The organism is Lysinibacillus sp. K60, assembly GCF_019731275.1.
GTDB lineage: Bacteria > Bacillota > Bacilli > Bacillales_A > Planococcaceae > Lysinibacillus > Lysinibacillus capsici.
The window spans coordinates 40167-63476 of sequence record NZ_JAASJR010000015.1 but is presented as its reverse complement, the minus strand read 5'-3'; the positions used below and the strand labels follow the sequence as shown (position 1 = coordinate 63476).

At 37.2% G+C, this 23310-nt stretch carries 27 protein-coding genes and 1 pseudogene; 7 read left to right on the top strand and 21 right to left on the bottom strand.

Annotation, left to right across the window (positions count from 1 at the left end):
• Nucleotides 1–8: 8 nt before the first annotated feature.
• Nucleotides 9–749, bottom strand: coding sequence for a sulfite exporter TauE/SafE family protein (locus tag HCH28_RS22585; protein ID WP_004228897.1), 741 nt, complete (start codon nucleotides 747–749; stop codon nucleotides 9–11).
• A gap of 93 nt (nucleotides 750–842) precedes the next feature.
• Here HCH28_RS22585 and HCH28_RS22580 point away from each other — a divergent pair, with 93 nt between their 5' ends.
• Nucleotides 843–1340 (top strand): DUF1648 domain-containing protein, encoded by a 498-nt coding sequence (locus HCH28_RS22580; RefSeq protein WP_221683190.1) that lies wholly within the window; start codon nucleotides 843–845, stop codon nucleotides 1338–1340.
• A gap of 54 nt (nucleotides 1341–1394) precedes the next feature.
• Here the strand turns inward: HCH28_RS22580 and HCH28_RS22575 are convergent, their stop codons facing one another.
• The 6 genes from HCH28_RS22575 to HCH28_RS22550 all read right to left on the bottom strand — a co-directional run bounded on the left by HCH28_RS22575 (nucleotide 1395) and on the right by HCH28_RS22550 (nucleotide 4795).
• The gene (locus tag HCH28_RS22575) at nucleotides 1395–2024 is read right to left on the bottom strand and encodes a type 1 glutamine amidotransferase family protein (RefSeq protein WP_221683189.1); all 630 of its coding nucleotides are present in this window, start codon (nucleotides 2022–2024) and stop codon (nucleotides 1395–1397) included.
• 45 nt (nucleotides 2025–2069) lie between these two features.
• Nucleotides 2070–3056 carry a helix-turn-helix transcriptional regulator gene (locus HCH28_RS22570; RefSeq protein ID WP_221683188.1) on the bottom strand — a complete coding sequence of 329 codons (987 nt, stop codon included), beginning with the start codon at nucleotides 3054–3056 and terminating at the stop codon, nucleotides 2070–2072.
• 77 nt (nucleotides 3057–3133) lie between these two features.
• Nucleotides 3134–3766: a hypothetical protein gene (locus HCH28_RS22565; protein ID WP_221683187.1), complete on the bottom strand. Its 633-nt coding sequence runs from the start codon at nucleotides 3764–3766 to the stop codon at nucleotides 3134–3136.
• Nucleotides 3767–3774: 8 nt separating this feature from the next.
• Nucleotides 3775–3942 (bottom strand): hypothetical protein, encoded by a 168-nt coding sequence (locus tag HCH28_RS22560; protein ID WP_016993359.1) that lies wholly within the window; start codon nucleotides 3940–3942, stop codon nucleotides 3775–3777.
• Nucleotides 3935–4120 carry a helix-hairpin-helix domain-containing protein gene (locus HCH28_RS22555; RefSeq protein ID WP_202341883.1) on the bottom strand — a complete coding sequence of 62 codons (186 nt, stop codon included), beginning with the start codon at nucleotides 4118–4120 and terminating at the stop codon, nucleotides 3935–3937. Before HCH28_RS22555 ends, HCH28_RS22560 begins: the two co-directional genes overlap by 8 nt.
• 72 nt (nucleotides 4121–4192) lie before the next feature.
• Nucleotides 4193–4795 (bottom strand): CPBP family intramembrane glutamic endopeptidase, encoded by a 603-nt coding sequence (locus HCH28_RS22550; protein WP_221683186.1) that lies wholly within the window; start codon nucleotides 4793–4795, stop codon nucleotides 4193–4195.
• A gap of 230 nt (nucleotides 4796–5025) precedes the next feature.
• Here HCH28_RS22550 and HCH28_RS22545 point away from each other — a divergent pair, with 230 nt between their 5' ends.
• Nucleotides 5026–5718: a class I SAM-dependent methyltransferase gene (locus HCH28_RS22545; RefSeq protein ID WP_221683185.1), complete on the top strand. Its 693-nt coding sequence runs from the start codon at nucleotides 5026–5028 to the stop codon at nucleotides 5716–5718.
• Between the two features lie 312 nt (nucleotides 5719–6030).
• Here the strand turns inward: HCH28_RS22545 and HCH28_RS22540 are convergent, their stop codons facing one another.
• Nucleotides 6031–6471, bottom strand: coding sequence for a GNAT family N-acetyltransferase (locus tag HCH28_RS22540; RefSeq protein WP_221683184.1), 441 nt, complete (start codon nucleotides 6469–6471; stop codon nucleotides 6031–6033).
• Nucleotides 6472–6581: 110 nt separating this feature from the next.
• Here HCH28_RS22540 and pdxR point away from each other — a divergent pair, with 110 nt between their 5' ends.
• Entirely contained in the window at nucleotides 6582–7964 is a 1383-nt protein-coding gene (gene pdxR, locus HCH28_RS22535) for a MocR-like pyridoxine biosynthesis transcription factor PdxR (protein ID WP_221683183.1), read from the top strand.
• A gap of 33 nt (nucleotides 7965–7997) precedes the next feature.
• Here pdxR and HCH28_RS22530 read toward each other — a convergent pair whose 3' ends face one another.
• The 5 genes from HCH28_RS22530 to HCH28_RS22510 form a co-directional block, all read right to left on the bottom strand.
• Nucleotides 7998–9221 (bottom strand): GNAT family N-acetyltransferase, encoded by a 1224-nt coding sequence (locus HCH28_RS22530; RefSeq protein ID WP_221683182.1) that lies wholly within the window; start codon nucleotides 9219–9221, stop codon nucleotides 7998–8000.
• The gene (locus HCH28_RS22525) at nucleotides 9218–9949 is read right to left on the bottom strand and encodes an AAA family ATPase (RefSeq protein WP_115674008.1); all 732 of its coding nucleotides are present in this window, start codon (nucleotides 9947–9949) and stop codon (nucleotides 9218–9220) included. The genes HCH28_RS22530 and HCH28_RS22525 overlap by 4 nt, the downstream gene beginning before the upstream one ends.
• A 440-nt stretch (nucleotides 9950–10389) precedes the next feature.
• Entirely contained in the window at nucleotides 10390–10947 is a 558-nt protein-coding gene (locus HCH28_RS22520; RefSeq protein WP_221683181.1) for a hypothetical protein, read from the bottom strand.
• A gap of 201 nt (nucleotides 10948–11148) precedes the next feature.
• The gene (locus tag HCH28_RS22515) at nucleotides 11149–11547 is read right to left on the bottom strand and encodes a hypothetical protein (RefSeq protein WP_221683180.1); all 399 of its coding nucleotides are present in this window, start codon (nucleotides 11545–11547) and stop codon (nucleotides 11149–11151) included.
• A complete protein-coding gene (locus HCH28_RS22510) occupies nucleotides 11544–11756 on the bottom strand; it encodes a helix-turn-helix transcriptional regulator (protein ID WP_221683212.1) in 213 nt (70 codons plus the stop codon). The genes HCH28_RS22515 and HCH28_RS22510 overlap by 4 nt, the downstream gene beginning before the upstream one ends.
• A gap of 317 nt (nucleotides 11757–12073) precedes the next feature.
• On the opposite strand from HCH28_RS22510, the gene HCH28_RS22505 reads away from it, so the two are divergent.
• Entirely contained in the window at nucleotides 12074–12289 is a 216-nt protein-coding gene (locus HCH28_RS22505; RefSeq protein ID WP_221683179.1) for a hypothetical protein, read from the top strand.
• Nucleotides 12290–12567: 278 nt separating this feature from the next.
• Nucleotides 12568–13959, top strand: a complete 1392-nt coding sequence (fumC, locus tag HCH28_RS22500) for a class II fumarate hydratase (protein WP_221683178.1) — start codon at nucleotides 12568–12570, stop codon at nucleotides 13957–13959.
• An 800-nt stretch (nucleotides 13960–14759) separates the two neighbouring features.
• Here fumC and HCH28_RS22495 read toward each other — a convergent pair.
• The 4 genes from HCH28_RS22495 to HCH28_RS22480 all read right to left on the bottom strand — a co-directional run bounded on the left by HCH28_RS22495 (nucleotide 14760) and on the right by HCH28_RS22480 (nucleotide 18345).
• Nucleotides 14760–15539, bottom strand: a complete 780-nt coding sequence (locus tag HCH28_RS22495) for a DUF4085 family protein (RefSeq protein WP_221683177.1) — start codon at nucleotides 15537–15539, stop codon at nucleotides 14760–14762.
• A 450-nt stretch (nucleotides 15540–15989) separates the two neighbouring features.
• Nucleotides 15990–16973 carry a hypothetical protein gene (locus HCH28_RS22490; RefSeq protein ID WP_221683176.1) on the bottom strand — a complete coding sequence of 328 codons (984 nt, stop codon included), beginning with the start codon at nucleotides 16971–16973 and terminating at the stop codon, nucleotides 15990–15992.
• 50 nt (nucleotides 16974–17023) lie between these two features.
• Nucleotides 17024–17623 carry a hypothetical protein gene (locus tag HCH28_RS22485; RefSeq protein WP_221683175.1) on the bottom strand — a complete coding sequence of 200 codons (600 nt, stop codon included), beginning with the start codon at nucleotides 17621–17623 and terminating at the stop codon, nucleotides 17024–17026.
• A 164-nt stretch (nucleotides 17624–17787) separates the two neighbouring features.
• A complete protein-coding gene (locus HCH28_RS22480) occupies nucleotides 17788–18345 on the bottom strand; it encodes a GNAT family N-acetyltransferase (protein ID WP_221683174.1) in 558 nt (185 codons plus the stop codon).
• Between the two features lie 164 nt (nucleotides 18346–18509).
• Between HCH28_RS22480 and HCH28_RS22475 the strand changes: the two are divergent.
• Together HCH28_RS22475 and HCH28_RS22470 are read left to right on the top strand one after the other, a co-directional pair.
• Nucleotides 18510–19064 (top strand): annotated as a pseudogene (locus tag HCH28_RS22475) (sigma-70 family RNA polymerase sigma factor).
• Entirely contained in the window at nucleotides 19057–20130 is a 1074-nt protein-coding gene (locus HCH28_RS22470; protein ID WP_221683173.1) for a hypothetical protein, read from the top strand. The pseudogene HCH28_RS22475 and the gene HCH28_RS22470 overlap by 8 nt, the downstream one beginning before the upstream one ends.
• A gap of 36 nt (nucleotides 20131–20166) precedes the next feature.
• Here the strand turns inward: HCH28_RS22470 and HCH28_RS22465 are convergent, their stop codons facing one another.
• From HCH28_RS22465 to HCH28_RS22450, 4 genes are all read right to left on the bottom strand, one after another.
• Nucleotides 20167–20589, bottom strand: a complete 423-nt coding sequence (locus HCH28_RS22465) for a hypothetical protein (RefSeq protein WP_221683172.1) — start codon at nucleotides 20587–20589, stop codon at nucleotides 20167–20169.
• A gap of 636 nt (nucleotides 20590–21225) precedes the next feature.
• Nucleotides 21226–22095 carry a DMT family transporter gene (locus HCH28_RS22460; protein WP_221683171.1) on the bottom strand — a complete coding sequence of 290 codons (870 nt, stop codon included), beginning with the start codon at nucleotides 22093–22095 and terminating at the stop codon, nucleotides 21226–21228.
• A 25-nt stretch (nucleotides 22096–22120) separates the two neighbouring features.
• Nucleotides 22121–22666, bottom strand: coding sequence for a GNAT family N-acetyltransferase (locus HCH28_RS22455; protein WP_221683170.1), 546 nt, complete (start codon nucleotides 22664–22666; stop codon nucleotides 22121–22123).
• Nucleotides 22656–23189, bottom strand: coding sequence for a cysteine hydrolase family protein (locus HCH28_RS22450; protein ID WP_221683169.1), 534 nt, complete (start codon nucleotides 23187–23189; stop codon nucleotides 22656–22658). The genes HCH28_RS22455 and HCH28_RS22450 overlap by 11 nt, the downstream gene beginning before the upstream one ends.
• Nucleotides 23190–23310 lie beyond the last annotated feature (121 nt).

The following is a 23310-nucleotide window of genomic DNA, read 5'->3' as shown; positions in this document are numbered from 1 at the left end:
ATCACCTCCTAAAGCTGATGGATGAAATCATAAACAAGCTGTATAATCAGCACAATCGTTACAATACGCAGTAAAAGCTTTACCTGATGTGCTTTCACTTTTCTGGCTAGCACAAGCCCAATTTGTGCACCAATCGTCGAGCCAATCATTAAAATAAGCGTTAACGGCCATTCGATTTTCCCTGTAGCAATATAGGTAATCGCTGCTCCTGAGCACATTGCAAATACCCCTACCCGTGATAGCCCCACGGCTTTAATATAGGAAATCTTCTCATGTGCATATGTATAAAGCGCCAATGTACTACTGCCCGGACCAAACATACCGTCATAAAAGCCAACTCCAAGAAGGATAGGACCGTTTTTTCGATTCATCGTAAAACGTTCCTTGTCGCCAAAATCAGCTCCACCCATAAAGGACATGACAAGCGCAAAGCCAAGTAAAATAATAGCAATAAACGTTAATGATTGACTACTCATGAATGAAGCGAAAAGTCCCCCCAATGTACCTCCGATTAAAGAGACAAGTAACACCGAACGCATTTCGTTCCATGCTAATTCCTTACGTTGATAAATTGTATAAAAGCTTGAAAAAGCACTCACCATATTGGACACTTTATTTGCGCCAATAGCCGAATGGACGGGTACACCCATTAGCATCATCGTTGGCAAGGTAATTAAGCCACCACCCCCAACTAACGTACCAATGACATTCCCAATGATGCCAATAAGTAAAAACAACAAGTATTCCATAATATCCTTCTTTCCCTAACACAAAAAGCAATCATTCTATGATACAGTATAACAGATTGTTATTATCAATGATGATGGAAATGAGGAGCAAGGATGCATATACAACAAAAAACACCCACACCACGCTTTTGTCACCAGCTAACGGTTATTGTGGCGACTATTTTTCTAGCTGGCATTACAGCGACACTTATTCAATATGGCAAGCTCCCTGCCATGATTCCTGTCTTACAAAGCTTCACGAGTGACCATGCCCAATTCGGTCCGAAAATTGCTATTTTTTATTTACCCTTTGTCGCTCTTATGCTCTTTCTACTTTTACACTATTTAGAGATAAAGGCCGCTTATCCTGTGATGCGTAAAAATAAAGCACCGCTATCCCATAGACAGCGACAAAATGGCATCCTAACGTTTTGTCTCATCAAAAATAGTATTCTATTGTATTTTACCTACTCCCTTTTCAATGATCTTACGGTGGCTTTAGGACGCGAACGTATTTTACAACAATGGCATGCTTACCTATTTTTACTGCTGTTATTTGGCATCTTCATGATGGGTATTGTGCGAGGCATTTTGTTGGATAAAAAAAGTTAATGTAAAAAAAGAGAGCATGTTTTAACAATGAACATGCTCTTCTTAGACTAATTATTATTCAATGGATGTCATTAATTCATAAAAATATTTTTTCTCCTGCGTCTCATAAAGCTTAAACCAAGCATGTAATGTTTCTGGTGTAAAAACATCGAGCAGCCTCAAAACATGGTAGGCAAAATTCAGCGGTGCAATGCCAGATGCCGTTACTAAATTCCCCTCAGTTACGGCTGGCTTCTGTTTAAAATATTCATCCCCCATATAATGTGGACAAAGCATCTTCAAGTATTCGAGATCGTTGCTCGTATGTTGTCTTGTATCAAGCAAACCAAGCTTTGCGAGACCGAACGTTGCACCACAAATTGCAGCTATGAAAACTTCTTCGTTCAACGCTTTTGAGACTTTATTCAATACAGGATCATGAATAGATTCTAGCCATGTATTGCCTCCTGGAAGAATCAAGACATCCATGCTATTCAAGTGACATTCAGCAACGGCAATAGTTGGAAGTATGGTGATGCCACCCATTGTCATAACAGGACTTCTATCAATCCCTACAGTTATCACCTCTAAAGGCTCTAGCCCCTTTTTAAAATACCTACCTGTATTTAATTCTGCCATTAAATACCCTATCTCCCAATCTGCCATCGTATCAAATACATAAAGATACACTTTTCTTGTCTGCATAATAAACACTCCTTTTATTGAAACTATGCTTAGTATAAAAAAACTTTACTGACATTCTCCGTCAGTAAAGTTTTCATTTCCATAAAAATGTATGAGCTCATATAGAACGTCAATTATCTTTTGCTTTAGACTTATGGGTTCTACTACTTGGATTGATTTTCCATAGGGAAAAAGTAAATAGGGTACATATGTATGGAGTGCTTCCTCATCTACTAAAAATATTGCGTTCTTATTGGTGCGTTCTTTGAGGTGATACTTTAAAAACCAATGCTGACTGATTGCATCCACAGCACTTGTCTTTCCACAAATGATGAAGGGCACAAGCTTCTGTTTATGTTCATCTTGGGGAAAAAGGCTATCCATAAAAAAATCACTGGCAGAGAAAGATTGTGGTCGTTGGAAGGGGATGACGGTTTGATGCAGACTGCTAATTCGGCCTACTTTAAAAGTACGGATTTCATTTCTTACATGACAAAATGCAACGATATACCAGTTTTGATTCCAATAAACCAAACCATATGGATTAACCACCCTACACTTAGATTGCTCTTCATTATTAGTATGGTATTCCATTTCTATAGAGGTTTCCTTTACTATACTCTCTTCTAATTTTTTTAATAGTGGCTCCAATGAGGTTTCTGTTGGACCGATTATCTCGAAACCTTGTAAATGCTGTTGAATCATTTTTTCTTGCTCCTGATTTGAATACATTGTAAGCTTTGCTGTTGCACTGTTTAATGCCTCATCTAAAAAATAACCAGCTTCTTTTGCAAAAATAGAAGCATGAAGTAATGCCGCTTTCTCATCAACATCAAAAATAAGAGGACTTTTAATAAAATTATTCAACAGGGTATATCCCCCATGATGACCTGTTTCAGCTATAATTGGCACACCACTGGCAGAAAGTGAGTTAATATAGCGGTAAACGGATCTGATATTTATCTCTAATTTTTCAGCAATTTCTTTCGCAGTAATTTTCCTACCTGAATTCAACATCCATAAAATCTGCATCATATGATCTATTTTAGACAAACATTTCCACCTCATTGAATTTATGATTTCTGACACAAAATCAGGCTACCTGATACTATTATCAAGTAGCCCTTCGATTATGCCTTTACCAATTCATCTTCCATTTGCTTAAAATTATGTATTAAAGCGTATTTCTGTATGCCACGTGCTTGTTGGATGCTGTCATCTGCGAATTGGCGGAACTTAGCCTGATCCTTTATTGTATAGGCATAGATGGCTTCAATTGCAGGTTGCATCCACGGCTGTGTTAGTTTATCACTTCTCATATCGGCTGATCGACCTTCAAGCGCAGCGATATAGCATAATGCATAGCTAGTTAAAGGCTCCCTATCAATTTGTCTTGCGGCTACTTTAGCAGCTCCAAGATTCTCCTCCATAATCGCCTTAATAAAGAGGTAATTGTACTTAATAGCTGGCTGCTTATAATGATGGATGATGACATCGATTGCCTGAATCTGTTCCTCTTTTGTCCCGTAAGCTGATGCATAGAGAGCAGCAAATATAGGCTCTTTTCGATGATTTTTTACCCATTGATCTACCTGCTCCATATTGTTTGTGCGATATAAAATATGTATATGGCGATAAATCATCCCTACCGCAATTAATGCAAATATTCCAAGTGAGATGGATAGACGAACACCCGCTAAGGACAGCGTCAATGCCAATAAAATAATAGCTAAATAAAAGAATGTTAATTTAACAATTTTCATATTACCTCCTACTGTAATTTCCTACGCATTTTACGAGAAAAGATATAACCTGCCCCTATAAAAAAGATAAGAGCCATCACTTTCATAATAGGAATAATAAACAGCTTGCTAATAACGACTACAACGAGGATATAATAGACAACCATCGCCAGTAAAAATAATGTCAGCTTATTCACGAGGTTCCCTACTTTCCTTTAGTGCCGCCTCAATCGCTGCTAAAGCTTTTGGACCCATTCCATGAAGATGAGCTAATGTAGAAAGCTCAACTCTTTCTAGCTGCTTCAATTCTGTATAGCCCGCGGCATGTAATGCGCGAATTGCTGGTTTTGCTACTCCCTTAGGCCACTCTGTCATGCTTGCACGTCCCTTCACGAAAAAATCTTCTCTGCCCTATTATGCAAGTGACAGCAAAGAAATGCAAATAAGTCAAAATATAAACATATACAAGCACGCCGCTATGAAATTTACGATACTATGGATACTCCAGCTAGCAATAATAGAGCCCCCAGCAATTCGTTCATTCACCCAGCCCATCACATAGCCAGCAAGCGCTGTTGTAAGCACAACTAATAAGATTACATGAAGCGGAAGCACCGACCATAGCATGGCACCATGAACACAGCCAAAAACAAAACTTTGCACGACATTACCTACTTGAAAGCCAAAAGTCTTCATTACTCTCTTTAATAAAAAGCCGCGAAATAATAGCTCCTCTGATAAACCGGTTTGAATAATGGCATAGAAAAGCGCTGGAATGACTGCCGTCGCTCCAAGTCCCACGAATTGATTCGCTGCTAGTAAGGAGCGATCAATATAGAAAAAGATTAGCGCAAAGCTCGGTACAAACAGCGCGAAAATGGAGAGTACAATGTACATGGCATACCTTCCCTTGTGCAACACAATCGGCTTTTGCAATCCTATCCACGTTAAAAAGGGCTGTTTTTTTCTCGCTGTGCAAAGCCACCAAATAAATGGAATCACCGAAAATAACATCACTTGCAAAATGGCACTAATTAAACTATTCATCATCTTATTTCCCCTCCTGTTTACTACAAGCATAGAAGAAAGCACCATTATTTTCAATAGTAATTTAATGATAAACATTAAATTGTTTATCTTTATTATTAATTTTTAAATGTTTTACATAAAAACTGCTGTCTACGGAGGTCTCCTTTGTCTTTTCAGTTATTTTCATTTATACTCTATTACAGACATTGAAGGTCTGTAATAGAGACATTAAAACACTGGAGGCTATCACAATGGGTACATTATCTACACATTTATTAGAAAAGGCACGAACTTATGAGCAAAGCACGCGGATATCAGTGCCTGCCTATGACACATTATTTGCCGTGACACAAGCCTATTTCCGCATGCATTTATGGGAACAAGAAGCTTCCCTACTTGTTGTAGGAGCTGGTGGGGGCAACGAGCTTTCTGCATGGGGACCAACAAACCCTAAATGGAAGTTCACTGGGGTTGACCTATCTGAGGAAATGCTCCAAATCGCACAACATAAAGCCGTACAACTCGATATTGAAAGTCGCGTTCAGCTACTACAAGGAACAATCGAGCGCTTGCCACAATCAACACCGAAATTCGATGCAGCAAGCTGTATCCTCGTTCTTCATTTTATTGAAGATCGACAGGAAAAACTTCATCTACTGCAAAACATTCACAAGCAATTAAAACCTGGAATGCCCTTTGTCCTCGCATGTGCCTACGGAGATCGAGAAAGTGACGAACTACAAGATCGCATCAAAATATGGCAAAGCTACTTTTTAGATGCCGGCTATACAAAAGAAAAGGTAGATAGCATGGGCAAGGGCATCATGAATATTTCCTTCCTCTCCGATCAAGAAATCCAACAGCTATTAAGTGAAGCGGGCTTTCAAAACATTACCCGCTTTTTCTCCTCAGGTCTCTTCGCAGGATGGATGAGCCACGCCTAAACACAAAGCCCCCTCCATTACACAATAAATGGTGGGGGCTGAAGTTTAGATATAAAAGGGCATTGAGCGTGCTCTTCTTCTGATGGATCACTTTCTCCTCATGTTTGAGCGGGTTCTCCTTCAGTTGGATCACTTTTCCTCATGTTTGAGCGGGTTCTCCTTCAGTTGGATCACTTTCGCCTCATGTTTGAGCGGGTTCTCCTTCTGATGGATCACTTTCTCCTCATGTTTGAGCGGGTTCTCCTTCTGATGGATCACTTTCTCCTCATATTTGAGCGGGCTCTCCACCAACTCCCATCACATCGAAAAAAATCACCAATAAATACTGTAATAATAAACAGTTTCATCAACCGTCATGCCCATTTTTTCATAGAGCTTCTGTGCTTGGACATTATCTCTGGCGGTTTCAAGCATCATGTAACGAGCACCTTCCTGCTGACAATAGGCATAGCATTGCTCCATCAACGACTGTGCTATACCTTGTTTTCTGGCTTGTTCCGCCACAAATAAATCATTTAAGAGAAACGCTCGTTTCATAGCTACAGATGAAAAGACTGGAAACAATTGTGCAAATCCAACTGGCTTCTCCTCCAAATATGCCAGAAAAATAATAGACTCTCCTCCCATCACTCGCTCCTGTATAAACTGCTCGGCTTGCTGTAAATCAGATGATTGTCCATAAAATTCACGATAGGCATTAAATAATGGGGCTACTTCTCCTATCGTTTCCTGTGTCACCTTACAAATTTTCATGTTATGCTCTCCATTTCCTTTTGATTGTCCTTCTAGTATGATGGTAGTAAATAATCTGACATTTCAAAAGAAACAGTTCCAAACATTTTAACATGTCAAGGTGGTGCCTTATGGACGATTTTATCTTTCTATTAACAGAAAAGGAGGCAAAATATAAGCAAGTGTATCAGCAAATTAAAGTACTTATTACGCAAGGTACACTTCAAACAGATGATTCCCTGCCCTCCATACGAAAACTTGCAGAAACTTTACAGGTCAGTCGTAATACTACATTAACCGCTTATGAACAGCTTGTCGCAGAAGGATACATACGTGGGGAGGGACGAAAAGGCTATTTCGTCAATGCACTAGAGCAGGTTTTTCTAAAGGAGCAGGAACAGCCCCCTATGACACAGCCAAAAAAGAAGGTTGCATCCTATCTTGTAGATTTTCGCGCAGGGGCTGTCGATCAGCAACATTTTCCCATGAAAACATGGCGCCAAATTGCCAATCAAGTATTACAGGAATCAACCTGTTACGAATATGGAGAACTGTTTGGAGAATCAGTGCTAAAGGAGCAGCTTGTGCCGTATTTACTACAAGCAAGAGGGGTTTATACAACGAGCGACAATATCATTATCGGTAGTAGCACACAGCAAATGCTCTTGTATCTTGGCTTTTTACTAAAAGATTCTTTTCCAAGCATTCTTTTGGAAGACCCTGGCTATGACGGTGCACGTGAAGCCTTCCAGTTACATCACTTCGAAATAGAGTCACTACCTGTAATGGAAACAGGAGCTCAACTTGATATACTCCAAAGCTGTCAATCACGCTTAATGTATGTCACCCCGTCACATCATTTCCCATACGGAGTGTCCATGTCTATTCAGCAGCGACAGACCTTAATACAATGGGCTCAACAAGTCGATGGTTATATTCTAGAGGATGATTATGATGGAGAGTTTCGCTATACGCAACAGCCATTTCCTGCCCTGGCCTCCATCGACTCATCAAGGGTAATCTATCTCGGCACCTTCTCAAAATCGTTTTTACCAGGTGTGCGTTTAAGCTATATGGTGCTACCAAATGCACTTGTTCAGCCATATAAAGAGCGTTTTGCTCACTTTGAACAAAATGCTTCGTCCCTCCATCAACGCACAATGGCCCAATTTATGGCGCAGGGAGAATGGACACGCCATATTAAACGAATGCGTTTGACCTATAAACAAAAAATGCAGCACCTTGTACAGGAGCTACAACGACATTTTGGGCAGCAAATATCCGTGTTAGGCGAGCAATCAGGCCTCTATGTATTAGTGAAAATAAAGTCTCCACTTTCCGAGCAGCAGCTAATCCAACGAGCGGCGACTTACGGTGTGAAGGTTTATCCGACAAGCCCCTTTTTTATCCATCAAACAAATAAGGAACCAATGCTGCAATTAGGCTTTAGTAAATTAGCGTTGGAAGAAATCAAGCTGGGGATTGAGCTGTTAAAAGAGGCGTGGCAGCCATAACCGTCAACGTTATGGCTTTAACCCCCATACCTCTTAAAAATAATCAATAAATGTTGGGATACCCACTGGTAAAACCGCCTCAAGCAATGCAATTTCCTCTGCACGTCCCTGTAATCGTTCAATTTTTTCTAAATAGGTTGGACGTTTGTAGCCTAACAGCATGGTAGCCAGTGTTTGCACTGTTAAATGCACAGCATTCGCGTTCAACGTCTCACTTACCTTCTGCACAGCAAGGTTTCCATCTTTCATTTTGATGATGTAGGTACCATTATTCCATGCCACAGTGCGATCACTGACAGCTAGCTGAAGCTCGAAATCCTGACCGATAAATGGATAGCGCAGTAAAAATTCTTTGACATCGACGATTCTTGCCATGAAATAAGGCGATACCTTTTGAATGATCTCGCTGTCCTCTAATAGAAAGGCTACCGCTTCATTTCCGGTTGTTTTCCCGTAGACATTGTAGACCATCGAGCTGTGAGCCGAGACGAAATTCCATAAACCTTTACGAGCCTCTTCCTGCAAATAGACGATTTCATCAATGTAATAATTTTCCTCCATAATACGATAGAACATGTAGCCCTGCGCCACATCTTCTTCATCATAGTAGACCGCTGCCTGAAGGTTCACATCACTATCTATAAATTTCTCCTCCCAGAAATCCTCCTGAAATTTCTCGTTCCAGGCAATACTATTGCGCACCATTACGCCATGCGTTTTCTGTGCATAGCGTGCGTAGATATCCACCACATCCTCATGCTTCGGATCAACTCGGCGAATTTTCCCATTAAGACCAGCATAATGAGGAAGCTGTGTATCCTTCACTTGAAATTCCACAATATCACTCATAATTTCCCATCCCTTTTTGCGGTAATAAGGAATAGAATATGGAAATAAATAGGATATATACTGTCCTTCATTTCGCATACTTTGCAGACTTTCAATTATCAAGCTCTCCATTAAGCCATGTCCTGAATATTCAGGGTATGTCCCAACTGCTGTGATGCCACCCATTTCATAAATCTTACCATGCACATTCACCTCAAAAGGCAAACTTAATATTTGCGATACAAGCTGTGAACCATCAAACCACCCGATGGCATGCCCTTCATTAAATTGCCTACTCTTCGCATTCACAAAGCGACGATCCTTGTGAATGGACATTGACATTTGAAAGACATAATTCAGTAAATCAATGGACTGTGCCATTTCATCTAATCGGATTTCTCGCATGATTAAGCCTTTTCGTTGATTCATGATTCTCTCTCCTCATCAAATAACTCTCTTAATATAGACTGTGGCGCATCTAAAAAACGTTTGGTCACGATGTAATGTATGGTATCCTCATAGCGAATGGATTCAATTTCTCCTTGATCAAAACTATAAATCGTTGCATTGGGATAGCCAAGCAAAATGGGTGAGTGTGTAGCAATAATAAATTGTGCCTCATGCTCAAGGTCCTTCATTATTTTCAGCAAGCTCAGCTGCCTCGTTGGAGACAATGCCGCCTCAGGCTCATCCAATAAATAAATGGCTTTACCCTTAAAGCGATTCATAAATAACGCAAGAAAGGATTCACCATGAGATTGATGGTGTAGAGATTTCCCACCAAAAGCAGCATATTTGTTTGGATGGCGCTCTAACAAATCAATATGACTGGCAAATTGATAAAATGTTTCTGATCGAAGAAAAAACCCATTCGATATTTTCGGCAACCACGACAAACGGATATATTCCCCCAATGAAGATTCCGCCTTATGTACTTCATATAAATTTTGACGACCGCCACCAGCCGTATTGAAATCGCAGCGATCAGCAATCGCCTCCAGTAATGTTGATTTCCCCGAACCATTTTCCCCAACAAAGAACGTCACATTCGTCGGGAACTCCAGCTCATGCAAATCCTGCAAGCTTGGAATATTAAAAGGATACTCCTGTTTATTGGGAATCGTATCCTGTAACACCTTACATGATTTTAAATACATTTCATTTCCTCCTTACTCTTATTATAGCGAACATCCCCCAAGCTGAAACGTAATCCACCCACCTGTTTGATTGAAATGTAACTTTTTTATGTAGCCACCCGAGCCAGCCAAACATAAATAGCCTAAAACAGCTGACGAAGTCCCTACCATTTTCACAACTCGCTATGAGATATTTCCCGAGAAATAAATAAAAAACATGTCGAAAGTTGTAATTCTTACCTGTAGTATCATGTCATATTTTTGATTTTTTTATAAAATAACTGGACATTGACCTCCTCTCTAACTGACTGAGTGAATGATTTCCCCGCAACATGCAGTAGTGCTTCCATAGCAATTTTATTTCGCTGTGGCTTGCTAAATGATTGTTTCTAATAAGTGGGGTGCCTCTCTTTAAGATCACCTAGACTTCCTTTCTGAGGGGATATTTTGGATCACTTTCATTACCTAAATTGATCCGATTCAAAAAAAGGCTCAATACCCATTTCTTTTAGCAATAATTCCCAATTACTTCTTTTATCTGCCAAATGTTGTTTAGGTATTAAAATTTCTTCTCTTAATCGCTGAAACAAATTCGGGTTATGCTCTGGAAACCATTCTTCATAACTGATCCCTTGATTTAATTCTATTTTTATTAAAAACAAAACAATCTCTTCAAACATATAAGGAAATTCTTTCTCTATCTGCTCATGATGTGCTAACAGTGCATAAAGATAATCTTTAAAACGATAAAATCGCTTCTGGTCTAATGGATTTGAGCTCCATTTCTTATTTTCCTCCCACTCTTGAATTGGCTGAAATATCTGAAGAGAACCTGTTTCCCAAGTACCCAGCATACAAGTAAATGCAGCTATAGCGTACTTTCTCGTTTCATAATCTGGATCTCCAAAATATTTATAGTATTCCTCCCGATACTTACCAAAATTTCCGCTAGTATGATAACCTCCAATAGCAAAACCCTCCAACCCTCGTTTTGCTTGTTCGATGATATTATTTGTCATTCTTCTTTCTCGCCCCTTTTTCTAAATTTTTTTGTCATGGTAGTCTAATAACAATAACCTATCATAAAATTTCCATAGTTATTTTAACATAAATATCCAACAAAAAAATCAACTCACCTCTTAATCAATCTATCGAGGTAAGTTGATCTAAAATTAAACTTCATCAAAATAAATCAGCCTTCTTCACAATGATCAATTTATTTAACTATATTTTTTAGAAACTACAAACTCAGTAATTGGCATAGTAATCCAAGCAAGTCCTATGACAATAACAAGTGGAATATTCTTAATATCATTTAAAGCGGTTACTCTTTCTGAGATCACTAAAACAATAACCATAAATAACAGTAAAAGATAGTAACTAATTTTTGAACTAACAAGTGTTATATGTTTTTCTAACTCATCTTTTTTTCCTTCATTTACTCCGTTCATTTCTCCCCAAGTAATGGACTGAAATAAAAGACCTATTCCTAAGAATACAAAGAAAATTGTCGCTGCACCAATCATTTCTTTCGTGATCCATTCATATACACCGTAACTACCAATAGAAACAATAATAACTAAAGAACCGATTAAACTTACCTTTTTTGTAATCGTCACTTTTTCTCATTCCTTCCATATGTAAAAATAAATAATTCTTCTATAGGAGCACTTAAAATATAGGACAAAGTAAAAGCCAATTCCAAACTTGGATCATATTTATTATTTTCAATGGCATTAATGGTCTGCCTTGTCACATTGCATAACTCCGCTAATTTACCTTGTGAGAGGTTATTTTTTTCTCGATATACCCTTATTTTATTTTTCATTTCTAACACCACTCCGCTCCTAGCTTGTAAAAGATCTTTTACACCATAATATTAAGGTAGGACAAATAAGGTGTCAAACATATTTTACACCCAATTATTTTATTAGCTCTTATCACATAGTTTTTTGTTATTTACTATGTCGTGAACCAAAATACTTCAGGTTTAAAAAACTGTACACCTAGAGACCCCTTTCAATTTTTAATTATCTTAAGCATCTATTCGTTGTTCTTCATTTTTTGATCACCACCTCCAAAGTTCTAACTATTATCCCTTGCTCATAAATTGAGTAACAATCAAAAGTCAGAAGGAGAATCGCGATGTTTGTGACGCATTACTACGAAAACAAGACGTCCGTTTTAAGTCAATTGCTCGTCAAGCTACCTACTGTGGAAGAAGATATTCGCATTAAAGGGCGTAAGGCAAAGGTGTTGGAGGTACTACAAGTTGATAACAACAATTTTCATGTGAAGATATTGTTCGAAAAAATCCCTAAAAAGCAGCCTCTTAAAGAGCTTGGAAAGAAAAAGAGATAATCGACTAAAACATGGTTTATTCCCTTAAATTTCGGGAATAAAATAAGTAATGAGTGCGAATCATTCACTTTAAATTTCTTCAAGCTAAACCGTTGACTTTTTAATTGATAACAATTATCATTATCAATAGATTATTTCTTTCTCCAAATTGCTTCATTCAGAATCCCCCTCTTTTTTGAATAAGCATGTATCAAACGGATATTCTTACATCAGACTAAGAGTATCCGTTTTTATCTGTACATGAGGAGAACTTTACATACTAAAGGAGCTGTTTTGACATGGATTATCGTATTGAAAAAGATACTATGGGTGAAATTAAAGTACCTGCTAATAAAATTTGGGGCGCGCAAACACAGCGCAGTAAAGAAAATTTCCAAATTGGTACGGAACAAATGCCAATCGAGCTTGTGCAAGCTATGACGATCCTAAAGAAAAGTGCGGCCATTGCGAATAATAAATTAGGCAAACTTTCTGATATTAAAACAAATGCCATCGTGCAGGCTGCAGATGAAATTTTAAATGGTCAATGGGACGATCAATTCCCTCTTGTGGTTTGGCAGACTGGTAGTGGTACACAATCCAATATGAATGTGAACGAAGTCATTGCTCACCGTGCGAATCAACTATTAAAGGATGCTGGTGAAGCGGACCGTATTCATCCTAATGATGATGTCAATAAATCACAAAGCTCTAATGATACATTCCCAACAGCATTGCATATTGCGGCTGTTTTAAAAGTGGAAGATTATTTATTACCAAGACTACGTTTACTAAAAGCAACTTTGGAAGATAAAGCCGCTCAATTTAAGGACATTATTAAAATTGGTCGTACGCATTTACAGGATGCGACACCTCTTACATTAGGTCAAGAGATTGGCGGTTGGGCAGCCATGCTCGCAAAATCAGAGCATATGATTATCCATAATATTGACTATATGAAGGAGCTTGCAATTGGTGGAACAGCGGTCGGTACAGGAATCAATGCTCACCCTGAATTTGGTGATCGTGTGGCTGAGGAAATTAGTGTGCTAACAGGCAAACAATTCACATCGGCTGCAAATAAATTCCATGCCTTAACAAGTCATGATGAAGCTGTTGTAGCACATGGTGCATTAAAGGCTTTAGCGGCTGATTTAATGAAAATTGCCAATGACGTTCGCTGGCTAGCAAGTGGCCCTCGTTCAGGTATTGGGGAAATTACGATCCCAGAAAACGAACCTGGCTCTTCCATTATGCCAGGTAAAGTTAACCCTACCCAAAGTGAAGCAATGACAATGGTTGTCACGCAAGTAGTTGGAAATGACGCAACGATTGCCTTTGCCGCTTCTCAAGGTAACTTTGAATTAAACGTCTTTAAACCAGTCATCATTTACAACTTCTTACAATCAACTCGCCTATTAGCAGACACAATGAAATCATTTAACGACCATTGTGCAGTAGGCATTGAGCCAAACAAAGAAGTACTTGATCATAATTTACAAAATTCATTAATGCTTGTAACAGCATTAAATCCATATATTGGCTATGAAAACGCAGCAAAAATCGCAAAACAGGCCCACAAAGAAGGCACGACCTTAAAGGCAGCAGCCATCGCAAGCGGATTACTTACAGAAGAACAGTTCGATGAATATGTAGACCCAGCAACAATGATTTATCCGAACGTAAAATAGAAGAATGCACGTTGACTATGCAATTGATATATCATCATCTCTGATAATATCCCCTATTTTGAGCAACAAGTGTATTTTACAACATGTTAGTGTGGCTAATAAAATCCAGCTAGCGTATGTATAGGAATGCGTGAGTAAAAAAGATTGAGGCTAATCGCTTCAATCTTTTTTTCTTTATAACCCAGAATCCCTTTGAAGCTTTTTAGTCTTTAGCGTTATTTGCCTTTTCCTATAAACAATCAGACCAATAATAAAAGAAGTAAAAGTACACTACTAGCAATTAAAAAGAATAAAGATAAACCTCTCTTTTCTCCCCAGTTGTTAAATGCTTGTGAGAAACCTATAAAAACCATTAAAAAAGATAGTACTAATTTAGGTTTTCAAACTTCTTTAAACAATAAGATACCTCCCTTTTTATTCACTTAATAATTTGAGGTGTTAAATGTAAATTAGGGCTGATTAAAACTGCAACGTGTGTAAAGTAACGCGTGAGTAAGGCTATTTAATTTATCTAGTTTCTATAAAAGTAAAAATGCTAGAATTTTGTTATAACCTTCTGGCGTATATGTATGATTTTTACGTTATGTCAATGTGAGCTTATTTTGAATAGCAACCTAAACGAACGTTTACACCTCAAAAAAAAAAAAGCATATCATAATTTGGAATATGCCTTCATATTTAAATTCAAACTCTTTTTAAGAAATTTATGATTGGATATGTGACTTTTAATAAATCAATCATACATAAACAAATTAAGACCACCCATCACGGATTGGCTTTTTTAAAAACGCCTCAGTTTACTATGAAAGATTATTTTTATTACTTATAAAGGAAATTTGTTCAGCTGATATAATAAAATCAATTAAATCCATCGTTTCATTTTGTAGCAAAACGTGAAATTCATATTTGTCATTCACTTTATATATTTCCTCATACAGCCACCATGCATCTTCTAACAAATTATCTTGTTTGATAATATTAAAATTTTCAAATATGACCTCATCTATATTTGTATAACTCCCGTTGTTATCAAGGAGTAAATTTAAGGATTTATCATTCTTGATTGATTTTATAATTTTGCAATCATGGAAGCTAAAATCCCCATCAATTTCTATATCCAGTAATGCTGAGTTTTCTTTTATATATCTTTTATAATCTTCAATTACTGTAGTTACAATTCTTTTATTTTCCTCGCAAAGTTGAGTTACAGCATTTATTACATTACGAGTTGCCTTATCTAAAGCAAACACCCTTATATCTGCAATCTGTTTTACTATTGTTTTTGGTAATTGCTTTTTTAAATACATAAGATTATGTATGAAAATATCATGGAATTGTTCTATTCCCTTCTCTTTATTAAAAGGTTCATAGTGATTATCTTCATCTCTGTTTGCTGTTTCATTAAATTTTAATATTAAATTAGCTTCTTCCTGTAAAGTAAGCCAACTATTTAATTCAAAGTCGTAAAGCTGTTGAAAATATTCTTCTGAGAATGTTTCAGCTTGCTTTTCTTCCTCTAAATGCAGATGGAGATTATTTTTTTGACACAGTTCATGCCATTCTTTAGTAAAATATTTCATTTTATTACCCTCGTCTCTCTAAGTAGATAAATTTTCCATTAACCTACCTCGCTAGCTTAATAATCTAATTAAACCCTAACTTGGCGATCCTGTAGTAAAAAACCACATGGTCAATAAAATCAACCAAATTATTACAATGCCAATAACTAAACGCTTCATACACAAGCCCCTCTCAGATCTTACTTCCACTAATCTGCTTTGTAATGTAATAATACCTCTTAACTCTTTCATTTGGATAACTATTTCCATTTATCACTCCAACCAATTAGCATGGATGAAAGCAAAATTAAAAGACATGAATCCCGATAGGATATCGAATCTATGCCAAACAGCTTCCTAATGAAAATAATTGTATCTATCCTATGCAGTCACTTCATCGGAGAGTGGTTTATTCTTCCACCTATGTAATCCATCCTCCATTACAGATGCTTATAACAAATTAAAATTCTCTCAGCTTATCTCGTCCAGCTTTACATTAAACGACAATTCATCGTCAATTAGATTAAACGTATTAGCATTATCCTGTTTAGATAATATAGAGATATAATCATAGTAGTTTGGTAATATTTCAAAATCAGCATTTAAATACTCTCGTATTAATTGATCATCTTGAAACTTTGAAATATCCCCTATTAACAAATCATGTTTTATTAATTCTTTAGTATTGTTAGTAAAATCAGATACTACGTATGATAGAATATTGTTCTCATATTGCAATTTTTCAGAAGCACCTGAATAATTTAATAAAGATATCAGTGTTGCATTATTAAAATTTTGTTGATCAATTAAAGATGAAACCTTCATTAAATAAATAGATTCAAGGTGGTCATGATAAGGATTTTCAATATCTACATTTTTATACATTGATTGTTTTTCAAAGGGTCTAATTCTCCCGGTTTTTAACAGCAAAAAGTGATTATGATTGCTTAGATAGATGTTTTTGGAAGTATCTAATCTTAGTAAATTATCTCCGTTTGGAAGTAAAGGATTTAATTGTTTTATCTCTCCTGTTGAAGTGTCTACTAAAAAAATACATTGATAAAAAGGATGTCCATAGTTCATTTCTCTTTTCGTAATAAAATACAACAAATATTGATGATTAAGGTAAATTAACTTGGAATAATAGCTTTCATCCTTAAGTTCTTCAGAAGAAAAATAATTGTATAAATTTAATGTTACCGCATTTATTTGACTGAATGTTTGAAGATTAATTCTATGAAAATTTATGCTATTTTTATCTTTTAGACTAAAACAAAATTCATTATTCACAGTATCCAAAGCAAACTCGTCATAGCGGGTGTCTAAGCGTTGTTTGTTTTTGATCGTGCCGTTTTTTAAATGAATTACACATTGCGCAATACTATCATTTTCTACTAAAATGGCCTCAAACTCTTCTTTAATTTCATTTGTAGGAATTAGTTGTTTATTATTCAAAAATATTCCTCCTGATATTTTTCTTTATAGTAAATAAATCTATTTTACTTTTACTCCTTACCAGCCTCTGAATAAAGAAGTTTTTCGAGTTCGTCCACCTTGCTCCCGTCTAATTGGTGTGTGAGCCCATATGTTTCACCCTTGCCATCGTTATTGATGATTACGTTGAGATCGTGAAGTAATTCAGTGAAATACGTAAAACACTTAGTTAATTTTCCATAGAACTCAGCTGTATCAAGACCTTGCTGTTTCTCTACCGATATCACATAATCCAGATGTCCCATCAAAATCTGCAGTACATTTAAATTTTCAAAATCCTTTTGAAGGTCTTCCCCTTGAACCCTAAAATAAATCATTTCCTTCGTGAGACGATCTGCCCTTAGATAATATTCGTCTACGTCTGTTGTTTTGTTAATATCTTGGGCATGATAGGCAATCCATGCTTCCAACGTTGGTTCAATTCCATAGTTATTGAAGCCTTCTGGGGTTGAAACATCCTTCCAGATTTTCGAAGGGTTTACTGTTGTTACTTGTTTGATTTTTGTTACTTCTGTTTTTACCTTTTCGCCTTTCGTTTCTTCTTCCTCGATACAACCTGTTAACAATCCACTAATCAATAGTCCTGTCAATACAACTTTTATGAGCTTCATCTCTCTCACTCCTTAGAAGGTTATCCATTACTTATAACAATACCTTACATTAGTTAATTTTATAATATTTTCCATTTAATAAATACGTGAAATATGGCTGATTTTCTATGTATCTCGCAGTAAAAAAAGCCACCCCTCATAATGAGTGCGACTTTTCTAACCACCTAAAATTCACTTTTCAATAGGGAAAAGATAGCGAGATCCACATACTTCCCTTTTTCAAATTCATGTTGCCTCAAAAGGCCCTCTTGAGAAAAGTTTAATTTTTCCAATAGTTTGATAGATGCTATGTTTTCTGGTTCTATTTTTGCTTCGATTTTATTGATTCCCATGGATGTAAAGGCAAAGTGGATGATCATGCTTAAAGCCTCTTGCATCACACCCTTCCCCCAATAGTCAGGGTTTAAATCATAGCCAATTTCTATACGATTATGCTCTTTTTCATAATTCAAATAGCCACATGTGCCAATCACCTTGTTGGTCTGAATTTCCTCGATTACCCATCTTAACCCTTTTTGTTCTTTAAAAATTTTCTCATACCAATTGATTTCATCAATAGCATCTTCAACTGAAGCAAACAATGGTAATGGCAGGTACTTCACTACATTTTCATTAGAATAAAGACTTAAAATATCTTGGGCATCATCCATTATCCCTTTTCGTAAAATAAAACGTTTTGTTTCCAATTGAGGAAAAACCGTAAATTCGAATTGTGTATGCATACTACTCCCCTTTTTCACCATTTATTAGCATTTTACTATTGAATAATAACACAAAAACCTCTCATACTCTCTTTCTATTGCTATTACAAATCCTTCGTTATTATAGTAAATTGATTACAACCAAATAGCACCAACTCCGTCTAATAATTGAAAGGGTGTGGAAGATGCTTGAACATGTGAGAACATCAATAGAAGTTAGCAGTGAATGTAGTAAGGAGGAGAGGCTTGAATGGTTGATGAAGGCATACGGAGATGACATAGCACGTCTTGCCTTTACGTATATAAAGCACAAGCAGCTTTCGGAAGATATTGCGCAAGAAGTGTTTATAAAGTGCTATGAGCATTTAGATAATTTCAGGAATGAATCTTCCTATAAAACATGGTTATATCGAATTACTGTCAATCTATGTAAAGATAAATTAAAAAGCTGGTCTTATAGAAATATTGTTCTGACAGAATTTTTCTCAAAAATTAAGAGTACTAGTAAATCTCCTGAGCTGGAATTAGTCGGACAGGAGGATAAACGATTACTTTCTGAAAAGATTCTTGCTCTACCAATACGGTACAGAGAACTTATTATTTTATATTAATATGAAGAGCTGTCCTATAACCAAATAGCTGATTTGTTAGATTTGCGTTTACAAACCATTAAGTCTCGACTTCATAGGGCTCGCCTTTTGCTCAAAAAATCAATGGAGGGGTGCAAGATAAATGAATGATATGTTTAAAAATATAGGCAAGGCATTGGATGACACGGCATTCAAGGACATTCATTTTAATGAGAAACGTAAAGAAAAAGTAAGGCAGAGGCTTCGAAAAGGTCACAAGAAACAACCCCAATTTCAATCCATTTTCAATCATTTGTTACCTATAGCTGTCATTGGTTTTTTTCTTATAGGGGCTAGCTATTTTATGGTCATGGAGCTGACAGAACAACCAGTTGCTAAGGGAGACCGTTCACACGAACCTACAATGGAAGCTACTCTTTATCATCCCCCGATCCAAGAAGAATTTTATGGGGATATGACGAAAGAGGAAGTCGTGAGTAAATTATTAAATTCGATCGATTATTTTCACTCTGCAGCTGGAAAATTTGAAGAATATAAAATTTCTCAAGACGATTCCACTAGAACATTAGGTGTTACTTATAAAGTAAGTACCAAAAAAGAAATTGGAGGCTATGAAAAAATAATCGCTTTAGATGATAACACGACGGGAATCAAGAACGATACACAGGAGTATTATTATAACAACAGAAAGAGCTGGTTAAAATATACAGCACTTAATGGACAAAAAGTTTCTACAGTTAGTGAAACGAAACAGAAGTCAAAACGAGACATAGTTACTCCTGAGCAAGCTTTTAGTATTGACTTGAAATATCCGCCTATTTCATCTAATAAATTGAGAGAAAGACCTTCATTTGGAAGTTCAAGTATGTCGTTGTTCGCTTATGAGAAAGCAGCTAGTTATTTAAGAAATATGGAACATTGGGAGATTGAAAAACAAAATGAAGCGTTGTTAGGTCATAATACAATCGTATTAGCTGGGAAAATGGATGAAACGGTGACAAATAGTGAAAATTTAAAAGGCACGACAGAAGCGTTTCGTTTTTGGGTGGATAAAGATACTGGCATTCTCGTTAAAAGTGAAACATATGACCAAAATGGTGAGCTGACAAGCTATGTTCATCCAGAAAGGCTTGAAGTGAATGTGCCGATTGATCCACAAGAATTTATTCCAGACTTAGAGGGCTATCAGCTTCCTAGCAAACAGAAAAAAGATTGAGGCTTATTGCTTCAATCTTTTTTCTGTTTGAAGGTTTTAGTTTCTCAACATCATCAAACATTTCTCATCGATTTCTACCTCATCTACTGGCAGTTGGTATAACGAAAGTTCGAATTTTTTCTCATGGTCCTCCCCTTCTTCTCCTATCCAGCAAATATAGATTTCGCAATAATCTCCTTTGGAAAGGAAATTCTTTAGAAAGTCACAAACATGAAGAAAAGTTTTTTTGGCTTTTTCATAGTTATGTGGGGAAGACACTTTATTCTCGTTATGCATTTGCCAAATGGGCTCTCCCTTTGTTTCGATTTCATATACATAGGGTGTTGTAAAATGCTTTGCCTGTACAATTTGGCGATTCTCTTCTACTGAGAAAAAATAAATTATGTCAATTTCATTTTCTGTATAGTCATCCTGTATTTCAACTGGAAAATTGAAGCCTATATAGGTTGCCATACTCATATTTTGCTCCTCCTATTAAAAAAACCCTGTAAATGTACAGGGTGTCAGCAACGTAGCTGTTGATAGTGTAAATAGACACGCTTTTGAGTTCGTGCTTCGACGAAATTTCCTTGCATCACCATTTCTTGGGCCACGCTTTGAAGAAATTGCTTGAAGGAAAAAGGCTTCGAGCGACGGGCTGTTCGCCTCTTTTTGTGAGGCTTGCTACCGTAGTTGGTCTACCGTGATGGCTGTTGCTTTGATGGTTTGGTGTTGCGGCGGTGTTTTTGGTTCAATATAGAGCGTTGTGTAATACGCATCCGCAATGACAATCACGTAAATAATGAATAGTAATCGTTTTGTTCAATGGTTCAAAAAAATCATTTCTCCCTTTTTTATAGCTGATAATGAAAACTTGTCTACTTATCATACGAGCAATTGATCAAAAGGTTTCAAAAATATTTAAAGGGAGACAAATTTCTGTCTCCCTCACGCCTCTAAGCTTCTGCCACCATCATTTTCCCAGCGATCAATGTCCCAGTGATCCTCATCTTTTTCTCTCCTGATACCCATTGCATTCAATGGAACGAATGACATTTTGTCCCTCACCCTTTTCAAGCGTTCTTCTCTAGTTTATGAAGGGAAAGGGGTTTTCGTTCATCGTAAAATAGGCTTAATTTTAAAGCCTAAGGCAATCGCAGCCCCAATACAGCTAAAAAGACAGCCTAGAATTAAATAAATACTAAGTGTTGATTCGCCAATGACAACTGAAGCAAAACCGCCAATTACGGGGAATAACGCAACCATATAGCCACTTTTTGCCCCGCCTATTCGTTCGACTAGTTTTAAGTAAAATAACCATGCGAGGAAGGATGCGATAAGCGTTAAGTACAAGAGAGCCGATAAGTAGGTAAAAGATTTAGGTATCACGACTGTTTGTCCCTGTAGCCAAACAATGGCACACATGACTGCACTGCCCAATGCAAAACCAATGGCATTGGCATAAACGGGGTTTATTTGATGCTTGGCATTTCGGGCAGAGCTTGCATCTCCGATGGCTGTCAGGACAGTCCCTACGAAGGCAATCAAAACTCCTTTTAACTCGATATTATGTAAAGCTGGATAAATCAGCACCCCCACGCCGATGACACCTAAAATGCCGCCAATTAAAACACGACGATGCAATGGCTCCTTGAGAAATATCCGTAGAGCGATGGGTGTTAGTATGACTTTTAATGAAAAAATTAATGTGACAATCGCAGCCGAGCTCCATATCGTCGCATAATACAGTGCTAAATAGCTGAATGCAAAATTACAAACGCCAAAAACGATGATAAACGGTACATCGCGCTGTTGTGGTTTACCCTGTGGTTTCAAGAACCAAGCAAGGATGAAAAATAAAAGGGCTGTCATGACTAAACGATAGGTTAAAGATAATTCTAAACTGACTGGCGTTCCTTGAATTTTGACTGCAATAAAATTAAGACCCCAGACAATTAAACAAAAGATATACATAAAATTTGTCATACTGTTTCAAATTCCTTCTACGTTGCTATTCCTGCCATCTTCCCATAATGATCGTATGATAGAACATACCATCTGCAAGGCATTTATCATTTTTCAGAATGCCTTCCACTAAAAAGCCCATTTTTTTATAGAGCTGTATCGCTTTTTCATTGGTTTCTAACACTTCTAGTGCTATTTTGCGAACACCATTGGCATCTGCCCAATCAATGGATTCTTGCAGCAAGGCTTTTCCGATGCCATAGCCCCAAAACTCTTTACTGACACCAACACCAAATGTTACTTTATGGGCAAGCCTTTTGAGTGGAGAGCCCTCACACCTTGAGAATCCAACGATCCGATCATCGACAACCGCTACTAAACATAGATTTTTGGGGCTTTCGCTATCCTGTTGAATAAGCCGCTCAAAGCCTGCTCGATCAATCAACGCCTCGCCCTGTTCACGATCGAAGTTTTCCGTTTCACCGTCTAATTGCAAGCGTAAATCTGATAAGGCTTGGGCATCTTCGCGTCGGGCACAGCGAATTGTATAGGATAGCTCTTTTATCTGGAGCTCTTTCTGATCAATCAGCATATTCGAATCCTCCAATTGACTGAATCCGCACAAAACGATTATGCCAAATGGATTCGTGATGTTGAATAATTTGTGGTGCTGCCAGTATATTACTATCTAAGGTGCTATGTGCATCTTCTATTAAAACATTATGCTGGTAGCCATGACTAAAAGCACTACGGATTGTTGTATCAAGACAAAACTCTGTTTGAGCACCCGCGAAAATCAATTGGTCGATGTGATGCGCTTGTAAATAAGCTGCAAGCTCCGTTTGATAGAAAGCGTCCCACGTTGTTTTTTGAATCACTTGATCCTCCGCCTGTCTAAGTAATCCATGATAGAGTTCCCAGCCTGGTTGACCTAATGCAAAATCCACATCATCTGCGTCTGTATGCTGAATAAAAATAACGGGTACTTCGTTGCGCCGTGCCCATGTAATGGAGGCATTAATATTTTTGATAATAGCTTCACTGTTCCAAAGATTTTGCTGGCTATCTAGAAAGAAAGCCTCTTGTATATCGATAATGATGAGTGCTTGTTTCATCGTGTCCTCCTTTGTGCATCAGTAGTAACATTTTTAATTGTACAGAAAACAATCTTCCATTAAAAGAAAATTTTGAACAACAAAAAGCACCTTTACAACATCGTAAGGTGCCTCAACTATG

Excerpts from the sequence above, each read along its gene's own strand:
- HCH28_RS22460 (WP_221683171.1), bottom strand. The coding sequence starts at position 22,095 with ATGACAAATTTTATGTATATCTTTTGTTTAATTGTCTGGGGTCTTAAT.
- pdxR (WP_221683183.1), top strand. The coding sequence starts at position 6,582 with ATGGACGATTTTATCTTTCTATTAACAGAAAAGGAGGCAAAATATAAG.
- HCH28_RS22470 (WP_221683173.1), top strand. The coding sequence starts at position 19,057 with ATGAATGATATGTTTAAAAATATAGGCAAGGCATTGGATGACACGGCA.
- HCH28_RS22505 (WP_221683179.1), top strand. The coding sequence starts at position 12,074 with ATGTTTGTGACGCATTACTACGAAAACAAGACGTCCGTTTTAAGTCAA.
- HCH28_RS22550 (WP_221683186.1), bottom strand. The coding sequence starts at position 4,795 with ATGATGAATAGTTTAATTAGTGCCATTTTGCAAGTGATGTTATTTTCG.
- HCH28_RS22455 (WP_221683170.1), bottom strand. The coding sequence starts at position 22,666 with ATGCTGATTGATCAGAAAGAGCTCCAGATAAAAGAGCTATCCTATACA.
- HCH28_RS22585 (WP_004228897.1), bottom strand. The coding sequence starts at position 749 with ATGGAATACTTGTTGTTTTTACTTATTGGCATCATTGGGAATGTCATT.
- HCH28_RS22520 (WP_221683181.1), bottom strand. The coding sequence starts at position 10,947 with ATGACAAATAATATCATCGAACAAGCAAAACGAGGGTTGGAGGGTTTT.
- HCH28_RS22540 (WP_221683184.1), bottom strand. The coding sequence starts at position 6,471 with ATGAAAATTTGTAAGGTGACACAGGAAACGATAGGAGAAGTAGCCCCA.
- HCH28_RS22465 (WP_221683172.1), bottom strand. The coding sequence starts at position 20,589 with ATGAGTATGGCAACCTATATAGGCTTCAATTTTCCAGTTGAAATACAG.
- HCH28_RS22580 (WP_221683190.1), top strand. The coding sequence starts at position 843 with ATGCATATACAACAAAAAACACCCACACCACGCTTTTGTCACCAGCTA.
- HCH28_RS22510 (WP_221683212.1), bottom strand. The coding sequence starts at position 11,756 with ATGAAAAATAAAATAAGGGTATATCGAGAAAAAAATAACCTCTCACAA.
- HCH28_RS22530 (WP_221683182.1), bottom strand. The coding sequence starts at position 9,221 with ATGAATCAACGAAAAGGCTTAATCATGCGAGAAATCCGATTAGATGAA.
- HCH28_RS22450 (WP_221683169.1), bottom strand. The coding sequence starts at position 23,189 with ATGAAACAAGCACTCATCATTATCGATATACAAGAGGCTTTCTTTCTA.
- HCH28_RS22575 (WP_221683189.1), bottom strand. The coding sequence starts at position 2,024 with ATGCAGACAAGAAAAGTGTATCTTTATGTATTTGATACGATGGCAGAT.
- HCH28_RS22545 (WP_221683185.1), top strand. The coding sequence starts at position 5,026 with ATGGGTACATTATCTACACATTTATTAGAAAAGGCACGAACTTATGAG.
- HCH28_RS22525 (WP_115674008.1), bottom strand. The coding sequence starts at position 9,949 with ATGTATTTAAAATCATGTAAGGTGTTACAGGATACGATTCCCAATAAA.
- HCH28_RS22485 (WP_221683175.1), bottom strand. The coding sequence starts at position 17,623 with ATGAAGCTCATAAAAGTTGTATTGACAGGACTATTGATTAGTGGATTG.
- HCH28_RS22495 (WP_221683177.1), bottom strand. The coding sequence starts at position 15,539 with ATGAAATATTTTACTAAAGAATGGCATGAACTGTGTCAAAAAAATAAT.
- HCH28_RS22555 (WP_202341883.1), bottom strand. The coding sequence starts at position 4,120 with ATGACAGAGTGGCCTAAGGGAGTAGCAAAACCAGCAATTCGCGCATTA.
- HCH28_RS22565 (WP_221683187.1), bottom strand. The coding sequence starts at position 3,766 with ATGAAAATTGTTAAATTAACATTCTTTTATTTAGCTATTATTTTATTG.
- fumC (WP_221683178.1), top strand. The coding sequence starts at position 12,568 with ATGGATTATCGTATTGAAAAAGATACTATGGGTGAAATTAAAGTACCT.
- HCH28_RS22480 (WP_221683174.1), bottom strand. The coding sequence starts at position 18,345 with ATGCATACACAATTCGAATTTACGGTTTTTCCTCAATTGGAAACAAAA.